This is a genomic window from Microcoleus sp. BM001215392 (genome assembly GCF_036700185.1).
GTDB lineage: Bacteria > Cyanobacteriota > Cyanobacteriia > Cyanobacteriales > Microcoleaceae > Microcoleus.
Genome location: NZ_JAUBOJ010000236.1, coordinates 1 through 11566 on the forward strand (window position 1 = coordinate 1; position 11566 = coordinate 11566).

The 11566-nt window shown below is 47.9% G+C and carries 9 protein-coding genes; 6 read left to right on the forward strand and 3 right to left on the reverse strand.

What is annotated here, in order from left to right; translation table 11 throughout:
* Window positions 1-45 precede the first annotated feature (45 nt).
* From aroF to QT974_RS22095, 3 genes are all read right to left on the reverse strand, one after another.
* A complete protein-coding gene (gene aroF / locus QT974_RS22085) occupies window positions 46-897 on the reverse strand; it encodes a 3-deoxy-7-phosphoheptulonate synthase (protein WP_333470566.1) in 852 nt (283 codons plus the stop codon).
* A gap of 652 nt (window positions 898-1549) precedes the next feature.
* Window positions 1550-2314: a sulfotransferase domain-containing protein gene (locus tag QT974_RS22090; protein WP_333470567.1), complete on the reverse strand. Its 765-nt coding sequence runs from the start codon at window positions 2312-2314 to the stop codon at window positions 1550-1552.
* Entirely contained in the window at window positions 2311-2433 is a 123-nt protein-coding gene (locus QT974_RS22095; RefSeq protein WP_333470568.1) for a hypothetical protein, read from the reverse strand. Before QT974_RS22095 ends, QT974_RS22090 begins: the two co-directional genes overlap by 4 nt.
* Before the next feature lie 165 nt (window positions 2434-2598).
* Here QT974_RS22095 and QT974_RS22100 point away from each other — a divergent pair, with 165 nt between their 5' ends.
* The 6 genes from QT974_RS22100 (at window position 2599) to QT974_RS22125 (ending at window position 11309) form a co-directional block, all read left to right on the forward strand.
* Entirely contained in the window at window positions 2599-3003 is a 405-nt protein-coding gene (locus tag QT974_RS22100; RefSeq protein WP_333470569.1) for a hypothetical protein, read from the forward strand.
* Window positions 3004-3065: 62 nt separating this feature from the next.
* Entirely contained in the window at window positions 3066-3242 is a 177-nt protein-coding gene (locus QT974_RS22105; protein ID WP_333470570.1) for a hypothetical protein, read from the forward strand.
* Between the two features lie 473 nt (window positions 3243-3715).
* A complete protein-coding gene (hpsA, locus tag QT974_RS22110) occupies window positions 3716-8749 on the forward strand; it encodes a hormogonium polysaccharide biosynthesis protein HpsA (RefSeq protein WP_333470571.1) in 5034 nt (1677 codons plus the stop codon).
* Between the two features lie 2 nt (window positions 8750-8751).
* Window positions 8752-9462, forward strand: coding sequence for a prepilin-type N-terminal cleavage/methylation domain-containing protein (locus tag QT974_RS22115; protein WP_333470572.1), 711 nt, complete (start codon window positions 8752-8754; stop codon window positions 9460-9462).
* Between the two features lie 79 nt (window positions 9463-9541).
* Window positions 9542-10603: a hormogonium polysaccharide secretion pseudopilin HpsC gene (gene hpsC, locus QT974_RS22120; RefSeq protein WP_333470573.1), complete on the forward strand. Its 1062-nt coding sequence runs from the start codon at window positions 9542-9544 to the stop codon at window positions 10601-10603.
* A gap of 58 nt (window positions 10604-10661) precedes the next feature.
* On the forward strand, window positions 10662-11309 hold the full coding sequence (locus QT974_RS22125; RefSeq protein WP_333470574.1) for a prepilin-type N-terminal cleavage/methylation domain-containing protein: 648 nt from the start codon (window positions 10662-10664) through the stop codon (window positions 11307-11309).
* The last annotated feature ends 257 nt before the right edge of the window (window positions 11310-11566 follow it).

The following is an 11566-nucleotide window of genomic DNA, read 5'->3' on the forward strand; positions in this document are numbered from 1 at the left end:
ATCGTACTACCATTGCTTGCTCTTGCTTACAAACTTAATGAAGTTTTATAATACTTTTGAAGGTAAATTAGCCTCCGGTACGAACCGCCCGACGGCCGCCGCCACAGGCCGCAAACTTGCGACTAAATCTACCATATCCGGCAAAGAAAGAGCTTGCCGCGCGTCAGAAACAGATTTTTCCGGTTGCGGGTGACACTCAACAATTAACCCGTCAGCACCGCAAGCAACCGCTGCTTTTGCTAGAGGTGCGACTAATTCCCGCTTGCCCGCGGCGTGAGAAGGGTCTACAATTACTGGCAAATGAGTTAACTGTTTTAGCGCTACGACTGTACCTAAATCTAAGACATTGCGCGTGTAATTGTCGAAGCTGCGGATGCCTCTTTCGCACAGAACTACGTTAGGGTTTCCGTGGCTGAGAATGTATTCGGCGGCCATCACAAATTCTTCGATGGTTGCTGACAAACCGCGTTTTAGTAAGACTGGTTTTCCGGCTTGACCGATCGCCTTTAGTAACTCAAAATTCTGCATATTGCGACTGCCTACTTGCAGCATATCAGCATAGGCGACAACCGGATCGATTTGGGCGATCGACATTACCTCTGTCACCACGGGTAAACCGTAACTGCGGCTGACATCCGCTAAAATTTCCAGTCCCTCAATTCCCATCCCTTGGAAAGCATAGGGAGAAGTGCGGGGTTTGTAGACTCCCCCCCGCAAACCCTGCACCGGTGCGACTGAGAGTTTGCTGGCGACTGTCTCCATTTGTTCTGAACTTTCCACAGTACAGGGCCCACCGATAATTAACAATTCTGTGCCGCCGACTGAGACGGTTTCGGATAGTTTGACAATAGTTTGGTGTTCGGGATGAGATTTGGTTGCGAGTTTGGCTTCTAACATGATGGAATTTTCCTAAAAAATCGAGTGATTGGTTGACAATAAAAAACCCGGAACCTTTAAGGAGTTCCGGGTTGGCGCGAAAAGACTGCACGACAATTTACCCAGAACTCCTGCGGGGCCAAAAATAAAAGCCGTAGTACCAGTTACTGAATAATGTCATTGCTGTTTTCGCTTGCGATGATTGGTGGATGGGAAAAGAAGTAGAAAAAACAAAACCGCAGGTGTTAATCTGCGGTTCGCCCGGATGTTCACAGCAATCTGTAAATTCACTCCGGGCGAACTTGACCTTGCCAATAATAAAAATAGCTGTTTGCTGCGGACATAGGTGAAGGGATGCGATTTGCTGATTAAATGCAATACTATCTGCTAAGCTAGCACAGACTGGTAGAAATGTCAAAGATTTTTTGCAACAGTTAGGGACACGGCACTCCCTGCGCTACGCTTCGCCCAAGGAGTGCCAACTTAAAGTCTAAAACTCATTATATCTCTCGTTGATAGCCGAGGCCTGATCCCCCTAAATCCCCCTTAGGTCGGGGGACTTTGAGAATGCTCTTGTCCCCCCCTTGGGAAGGGGGGTGCCAGGGTGATCAGGCCTGGGCTATAAACTAGAGACACAAAGGTTTTTAGGCGATTGTTGATACTAATGAGATTGTTACTCCCAGCCGAAGTCTCGATCGCACAATTGAGCTAATCTCTGATTGGGCGATCGATAATATGCCCTCAACTGCTCGTATACTGTCTCGCTCACGGGCTGATATTCGGTAGCGTTGTGCTTTTCGTAGGTTTCTAATTGATGCGGCGGCAAGCCTAGAAATTGTAACACGCTGTTGTACGTGCCGCCAGGATTAACATACAAATCTTCGCTTTTGAGGATTAAAAGTTGTGATTTGGGGAATAGCTGCATCCAGTCTGGAAGTTGGTCGGCGTAGAGGCCGCGGCTTAGATATGTGTGGTGGCGGTGGTTGTAACTTTCGTAGGTTGGACTGGCTAGGATTTTTTCGATTTCGCCTTTGAGTCTTTCGGGTTCCGAGGCGATCGCACTTTCGAGAGATAGCGATTCGTAGCCAATTTTTATGTAGTAATGATAATGGGAAATTGCGCGCTCTACAGGGTTTCTCAGCAGGGCGATGATTTTAACTTTCGGACATACATCGTGGATGCGCCCTGCGACTCGGGGATGAAAAATATAGTAGGGGCTGGCTTCTCCGGTTAGCTGGTGTTCGCCGCTTTCGGCTTGGGGAAATTGGGAATAATACCAGTCCGGGGTTTTGTCGAAGTTGAGGTCGAAATAATGGATTTCTTTTTGGGCGGCGGGGGCGATTTGGGGATGTTGGATTAGGTAGTTGTACAGGGATGTTGTGCCGCCTTTTTGGACGCCGATGATGATGAAATCGGGGGTTTTGGAGGGTTGTTTCATGGATTGGCGATCGTATCTGGCGCTTGGTTGGTGTCGGTTTGGGCGTCGAACTGTTGATCAATATAGCTTACAGTCGAGTTGCGATCGCGCGATCGTCCAATTAATAGTCCTGGACTCATCGGTGGTCAGAAACCGGGTTTTTTTACGAAAATCTTTCGTTGTAGCCAACAGATTAGGTAAAAAAACCCGGTTTCTTTGGCCTGATGTTTTACAATACAAGCAACCTCGCCAGAGTCTGAACCCTAGCGTGTCAAGACGGCCGCCAAAACTGAGGAGACAGACAGATGACTAACTTGAATTACCGATTGCTACCCCCGAAAGATGAGTACGTCCAAGTGTCTATCTATCTGAATCGGGTGCACTTGGATGGATATACGCCCGATCGCGCGATCGCACAATTGATCGAAATGGGTTATGCTCCGTGTTTGCAATACCAGTGGAATGCAAAACGCAACGAGTTTGATTTGTTTGCTGTCATTCACGATCGCCCGATCGCAGATTCGCTGATGGACAAACAGGCTTGCGATGCTCTGTGGGCTGCATTTAACGAATCTTCGCTGTACGTGATTGGTTGCGAGGCGGCACAAAATCCTAATTGGCTGGCTGCGGGCAGTTTTAATGACGCGCGCCGTCACGCTGCGCCGGAGGACATTGAGTCTCTGCGAGCAAATGCTGCGACTGCGGCTTGATATTTGTGCGCGGGCGATCCTCTTCGAGGACTTCGCTAACGCACTTTTGGACAATACATCAAGTGCGATCGCGCGAGCGGGTTGCAGAGGATACGGCAGTGCCGTGTCCCTACGGGCGATCGCGCAACAAAGGAAATTCGATCGCACATTTATATCGGTTTTTGGGTAGGGAAAAGGCATTACCCATAGGTGTCAGCAACCAGGTTAAATGTATTACCAGTCTACTGTCTGACGATTAGGCCCAGATCCCCCCGAATTCTTGCCCCCTACTCCCCCTTAAGAAGGGGGGGACAAGAATCAGCTCAAAGTCCCCCTTCGATCGGGGGATTTAGGGGGATCGGGACTATGGTAAAAACGAGATTTATCAAGGCTTTCAGGCTTAAGTTGACACGCTTTGGCATTGCCGTGTCCTCTATTTTCCATGTCCTCTATTTGACTTTGCCGCTGGGCACTGACATCTCGATCGAACTAGACTAGAGTGGAGTTTCCCACCCCAAATCCTTGCGGGGCAAATCTTTCGGGGAAAAATATATCTGTGGCGAACTCTGTTGGGGGTTTGTCGGTTTTACTCTATAGCGAAAATACACATTTTGTGATTTTTGGCAAGGGGTGATATGAAAGTTGGGGAAAATGGGAACTATAAAACTGGGATCGTACTGTTCAGCAGTAACTACCTGCAATACCATCTCTGAAATTATTCAGGAAGGCGTCAATGTTTAAGAGCAAATTATCCAAAATTATCGTATCGCTGCTGCGGCGGATTGCTGGTGTTACCAGATCCGGAGCCAAGCGGCTGATGAGAGCAATGCTGCAAGCCCTCATGGCTATGGGCCGCAGGGCAAGGTTGCCGGTGGCGGGTTTCGTGCTCCCCACGGTGACGATGGTGTTGCTGGTAGTGATCTTGTTGACTGTGGCGATTACTCTGCGATCGTTCGATCGGGCAAATACGGCTCGCAACGTGCGCGTGAACCAGCAAGTGCTGGCGGCCGCCACTCCCGCGCTCGATCGGGCGAAAGCCAAAATTCAGTTTATGCTGAAAGAAGACCCGCAAAGGCCGACTGCGACTCCATCAGACAATGAAATGTACCGGATGATCTCGGCTGCTGATTCTCCTAAAGATAATATTTATACATTTGGCGATGAAACGCGGCTGAAACTTAAGTATGACCTAGATGGAAAGAATGGCATAAATCCCGAGCTTAAATTTACTGATCCTCTGTTTAGTGAGAAAAATGAATCTATAAACACTGCATGGAGATATGCGGTTGATACCGATAACAACGGCAAGTTTGACACTTTTACGCTTTATGGTATTTACTTCCGCAGTCCAGAGCGCAAAACGGATAAGCCAGATGCAGGGACTTTTCTCAGAGCGAGACAGCCTTTAGAGGCAAGAACTCCACCGATGACCGGGAAGATATCTGATCCGAAGTGTGCTGCGGCGGCTGGTACTAGCGCTAGTTTAGTAGGCGATTCTGGTTGGTATAAATCAGAAGGCAAGCTCAAAAAAAGCTTCTTTGTTTATACAGTTAATTTACCCATCACCAACCCAAATCCTGCCAACAACGAAGAAGCATTTAAAGGAACTCCAAGCTTCTCGGCTCTAGAGTACCAGCAAGACCAAAGTCGGATTCCCCTCAGCAATAATGCGGTAGTTTATGAAGATGACTTAGAAATATCTGCTGGGGTTGACTTTCGGGTCAACGGGCGGATATTCACGAATAGCAATTTGTTAGCAACCACAGGTAAGACTTTAAAATTATTTCAAGTCAGCAGCCCAAAATCTTGTTTTTACGAACAAGAAAACAGCAAGATAATTGTGAGCGGCAATGTAGTTAATGCGGGAGTTCTCACTGGTGCTAACACTGTGAACGTCGATCTTTTCACACCAGGTGCAACTCCAACTACCACAGCAATTAGCTCATCCAGTACCAACGATAGATTAGACGTACTTTACGACAACCAAAAATACTCCCAGCGCCTCTCCGATCTAGTAGACTCGTGGATTGCAAGCACTACGACCCCTGGTGCACCCCCAATCAGCGCTCCAGTAGCCGCCGATCCAGAATCAGTCCAGCAACTTACAAAAGGGCCAGATTTTGTCACGACTCGCAGACGAGCGCTGGAGGGTTACTTTAAAGCAAGAATGCGGAAAGTGCCTTTTGGAGACACCACTACAGCTCCCTCACGCATAACACAGGGTGCTGGCGATACTCTCAGCCCTGCAACTGAGTGGAACCTGCTTAATAAGACCGATACTGCGGTTAAGGGAAGTCTTGCAGGGCCCAACGGTATCACACTTGTTAATCTACCCGCAAGAAACCCCAAGCCAGAAGAACCTACAGATGAAAAACTTCTGGGCGAGCGCATCCAAGTAGGCAACAACTTACCAGAGCAACGGTGGGACACAACCACTACACCGCCCAAATTTATCGGGCTAGAACCGCCACAAACAATTGCCGGGTCAAAGTGGCAAGATGACAAAGGCGCCGACACTGGAACAGAAGAACGCACTCGCACCCCTCGCGTGACGCAACTCGCTGACGTGGGATCGACAGACCGTGCGGGCTTCTGGGAACTAGCAGCGGCCCAAGCACCTAAAACAGCAGTTGATGGCGTTGGGGGTCTGCGGGTAGTAACTGGGGGCGGGGTTTACGAGCGCGTGAATTCTTTTCTACCCCCGCCTGGATGGGACGATCCGAGAACACCTGGGGTAGAAGCATTACCGACATACGACGATCCGGCAACTGGAACACCAACAACAATTGTAGAAAAATACGATATTGTCTGGCCGGACACTATGCCCATGTCGCCTGTACTGGGAGTGCAAAGAGTTTATAACAATGCGACGACTCCAGGTGCTTGGGAGCCTAATCCATTAGCAGCGCTACCAGCACTAGGTGGTAGTATCATTGACCCCAGAACTCCCAAGTATGCCAAGGGCGATTTGCGGATGCGGGCAACAGCAGTTTATCACTATGCAGATAATGCCTACGATCCTGATAAACCCAATCCAGGGCAAACCCCAATTGGTTGCATCAGCAGTTATTACGACCCTAGTAGCTCTTTAACATCAAGAAATCTAAGTAGTCTTGCTAATGTCAGCGGAGATACCTTACTGACTGTGCCACCACGAGATGCAATCATCGGCTCAAACAACGGGGTAGTTTACGGCCCTCCTACTACGGCAAGACCAGGCGGTGCTTCAGCACCAAACCCAACCACTGGCTTACTGGGGGGCCCGAGTCCATCCCCACTAGAGAAACAAGCAAATTATGTTTTTCCTAACGGTCGCTTTGCCAATGGGCCTTTAAGAAATGCTCTGATAAAAGATCCCGCCAAACGCACTTTAGCCGATATCGCAGCCATTGACTCTACAATGTGCGCCTTTGGCATTTTGGCTACGCCCGGTTTCGCCCTGGGTACTAAACCTGGTATTGATGACGGCGCGATCAAGGAAGTGGCATTTTTGAATGCGAGAGACATTAAGGCGATCGATGGCAACTACTACGACCCAGCTACCAATCTGCCAACCACTGTTGACGAAACCTTTACTCTCAGCAGTCCCCTGACAGGAACAAATGCCGCCAAGTTATCAAGAAAATACGATCTCGCCCTGGAAGAACGCCAACCCCTAGAAATTCGGGCTACTGTCTTGGATATAGATAAACTGCGGCGGAAAACCATTCCACTTGCCGCAAGTATTCCAGGGCCTTCACCAGAGTATTTGCTGCCCAACAGTGGCATCATTTATGCTACCCGAGACGATGCGCTACCCGATCGCAGCGATCGACAAGAAACCAGCCTTGGTTCAGGCGTTTTTGATGAAGATACAAGCAAAACCGTAAGTCCAACAGACTCTCGGCTCGACCCTACCCGCCGCCCGAACGCGATTATGCTGATAAATGGAGATAAGCTGTTCCGGGGGGGCAATACCGCTGCAACAGTTACTACTGTGGAAGAAGTAGTAAAAGAAAAAGGCCTAACCTTGGTATCAAATTTGCCAGTTTATATCAAAGGAGAGTTTAACAAACACACCCAAGAAGAGTTTAGTGATGCCAATCTGGCTGCGGATTGGAATAACTTCTACACTCGCAACGAGCTCAATGGCAGCTTTGCCTGTCGCAAAGGCGACCCCCGGCTTACTTGTGCGGGTGATGATTGGCGACCCGCCACGGTGCTCGGGGATGCTGTCACCATACTTTCCGGCACTTTCCGTGAAGGCTTCCGCAATGAGGGAGATTTCGATCTGAGAAATAATGCAGGCGGGGCGACATTTGCTACTACTACTATTCCTAGTTTACCTGCTACTGAGCTTCGCAGAAATCAAGGATTTTACAACAACAACTTTGTTACCAATGGACTCAGTAGCGGGGCATTTAATCTTAGTGGCGTTCTTGATGGAACGGGCACAAAACTTACGGACAATAGCTACTTGACTATTGGTGGTAATGGTCTAAATAGTTCTTACTTCAATAACTTTGTAACGCCAATCCAGCGACGCGGAAACTATCCAGAGTATTTAATGGAAGTCTGCACAAAGTTGCCTGTTTCTGCCTGTACCGAAGGTGATTGGTATGTCAATCCAACTGCTGGCACATTAGCAAGAAGTGCCATAGGTCAGCCTTACGGCATAGCTAATCATCCAGCAGGGACAACTGCTCAGCCTCCGGCTCCTAGCTTGCAACGCTTCCCCCGTCGGGTTGCTTTTCAAAGGCTGGCTTCTAATACGTTACAAAATGCAGACGATACCAAAGTCACGGCTCTAGGCATTCGTTCAGGGAACATAGCCCCCTTTGACACTTCAACTGGCGCAGTACCATCTGTGAACCCTAACTCTCTCTGGTTTGCCTCAGCAACGAATCCAGCAGAGTCTCCAGATTTCGGTAATACCAACCCCCTGTTTTTTCTCAACAAAGTAAGTTTGCCGCCCAATCCAGCTACTGATGGCTTTCCATTTACAGATGGGATCAAAAAACCAGCGAGATTTTCAACCGCATCAGACCTAAACAAGCAGCCGCTATTAATGCCGGTGTTGCAAATTCAGGCAACAAATATTTCTCCAGGAACCACCCCAAGCTACGGTGGAGGCACATTAGCTGACAAACAAACGAAATGGCTGCCGCCAGCAGGTGCAACTTCGGCATCTCCAGCAGGATTTGCAACTGCGACATCTCAAGAATTCAATCTAATAGTTGGGTCAGGGGACGTTCCTTCACGGAAAATACCTGCTACTAATACAGGTGAGTTTAATGGCGGTCTGCAAAACTTGCCCCGCTTCCTTGAAAACTGGAGAGATGGCGACATTAGTACCAAAATTGTAGGTGCATTCATCCAGTTAAATCGCAGTGCTTATAGTACCGCACCCTACTTCTCGCGATTGGGGAGTTCTCTGCCGAGCAGTGTTTTCTATCGGACATCTACTACTACTACTACTACACCTGATCCCTTTAATCGTTACGTAACCAGTAACGCTGGTGGCTCAGTTCCTTTCTTCAGTCCGCCGACCCGGAATTGGGGTTTTGATGTCGGCTTATTATCTCAACCACCCGATTTGTTTACCCAACGGTTTACGACTCCTAGCACACAGACTAAACCGGCTGAATATTTCCGGGAAGTACCTCGGAATGACGATTGGATACAAACTTTGATGTGTGCTTTCATCGATAAAACTCCGACAACGCAAGCTGTCAGTAGCGATTTGCGCCCAACTGATTCATTCTGCAAAAAGCACACAGATATCTGATCATGAATAAACTACTAAAAGACAATAGCTACTCCCAACCATTGTCATTCAAGGGGGCCAAGACAGAAACAGCATTCAGCAGCCAGCAGGCCGAGAGTAAATCTGGCGGTTGCGCCCAAAAAGCGCAGCCACAAGATTCGGGCTACACGATTATTGAGTCTTTGGTAGCGATGGTTGTAGTTTCGGTGCTGATGATCGCGATCGCCCCGGTGATGGCATTCTCAGTAGCAACTCGCGTCCAAGCGCGGCGGGTGGAACTGGCCACACAGGCGGCGAGAGCTTACATTGACGCTCTCAGAACGGGTGCTATAAAACCTGGTGACAAAGAGTTCCCAATCCCCGCAGGAGTCAAGTTGGAGGAGGCACCAGTTGCGACACTCGGCCAAACATACTGCGTTGACTTAGATGGAGGAACTTGTAGTAACACGACTAGCACCAACAAAGCCTTTCGCGTTCAGGGCGCTTGGCTAAATCCAAATGCTGCTACAGGTGCCGAGCTAACATCAAAAGGCTACCAGCTCTTAGTCCGGGTTTACAGGGCTGATTCCTTTGTTTCGGGCGTAACTTTGAGGCGTCCCAACGGTGCGAAGCAATCTGTTGTGACTTCTGGTTTGGGCGACAAGACCATCCCAGTAGTAGAAATGTCTACAGAGATTCCGGCGATCGGAACTCCTTCGTATAAGTCAATCTTGGATCGCCTCAAAAAACCATGAACAAATGTAGGCAGATAATTACAGTGAGCGTGATTAGATTAAAACCCCTCCGACCCACTCGGCAAAGGAAAAAGTCAAAATGAAAACTTTACTCAGGTTGCTTCTCAAAACTCAGCACCAGAAAAACCGCTCTGGGCCAACTCAAACAGAAAAGGGCATGACTCTGGTCGAGCTGTTAATCGGTGCGGTTATGGCATTTTTAATCATCACCCCGATGCTCGCCTTTGTAGTGGATATGCTCAATAGCGACAGGAGGGAACAAGTCAAATCAAATACCGAGCAAGACATTCAGGCGGCAGTTGATTTCATCGCCGAAGATTTGAGTCAAGCCATTTATATTTACGATAACAATACAACTACGGGCATTCCTGAACTCACTAAACAAAAATTTATCCCCACAGGAGCGGATAAAACGCCTATTCTAGTATTCTGGAAACGCCAACAGATAAAACAATCTGTTCCGATTAACTCGACGATTGCAACGCCAAAAACCTGCGATGCGACTAAATGCAACGACACCTATGTACTATCATTAGTTGCTTACTACCAGTTTAAAGATAAGGACAATACTTGGTGTCAGCCTGACGGTACGGCTGCGACTTGTCCTACCCGCATTGCTCGCTATGAAATTAGGGATGGAGTAAGAAAACCTGACCCGATTGTGGGAGATGCTAATCTTCCTTACTACAATCCTAGTGATACAGATGAAGATACTCAACAACCAGATATAGCTTTTAATAAAGATTTTGACTTTACTAAACCCACACAAAACGTGACAAAGCCGGCGGAACTGACAAAGCCTAAATCAGGGGGAAGCAAGCCACAGGTACTGGTTAACTACATCGACCACAATACACCAGTGCAGCCATTATCAGCCACTGAATGTCAGACCGCTCTTGGTAGTCCTGCTGACCCAAAAACTTCACAAAAACTTGCAGAAACCACTTTAAAAGTAACCGACGCAAATACAGATAGCTTCTACGCTTGTGTAGATACAGCTAAAAACATAGCCAGAGTTACTATACGAGGAAACAGCCTCCGCCGCCTTCAAGATAGTACAGTTAAATCCAGCGCCCAGAATTCAGCATTTTTCCCAACAGCAACCGTGCAAGTACAAGGTCGAGGCGCGTTAGGAAAGTAACTTATACCATAAACACATTTCCGCAGCGCCACTGGCCGATAAAAAACAGGAGATAACCATGAAAACCCCACCAATATTATTAAAACTTTTGCACAACCCGATCGCCAAAACTACCCCTAATTTTAACAAAACAGCATCCAGAAACGACGATGGAGGATTCACTCTTCTAGAAGTGCTGGTAGTAGTGCTTGTATTAGGTATATTCGCCTCGATCGCAGCTCCCGGCTGGCTGGGATTCATCAACAGACAAAGAGTCCGCACAGTCAACGATCGAGTTCTCCAATCATTGCGAAGTGCACAAAGCGAAGCCAAGCGAACAAAGCGCGATGTAACTATTATATTTGACACATCTGACCCGCTAAAAGTCACGTTTAACCCGCCAATAGCTACGGGTGGTAGCACGCAGCCGTTAAATGCTGGAGGTGAAATTAAACCAGGACAGATTCAATTTGTTGTTATCGGTGGAGATACTGCTGCTCCTGCTCTTACTCCTGCTCTTACTGCTACTCAAAAATCGCTCACCTTTAAATTTAATGGTAGCTTCGATCCAAACAGTAAACCAAAATTACCTTTTGTGGTAACAGTTTCTGCTCTTCCTAGAAGTACAAAACAGTGCGTAATTGTGGAAACTCTTTTAGGAGGAATGCGAACTGCTGAGGGAGAATACAATTCTACGACAAAAGAGGGCTGTCCAGTAGTACCATAGATATTTTGTAATCTCTAACAGCGATTCCGCATAAGTTCAGAATTGCTCAAAAATATTAATAATTTTAAAAAAAATTGCTACAATCCTCAATCTTCTATTAATTCTTAAAAGCTCCCGGTACTGGACACAGCAATGCTGATATGTGTCAACAAGCGCGCTAAATGTAGTCACAGACTGCTGTTTACTGCCGAGGCTCCGATCCCCCCTAGCCCCCCTTAAGAAGGGGGGGACAAGAAAAGAGTATTCTCTTTCGCCCC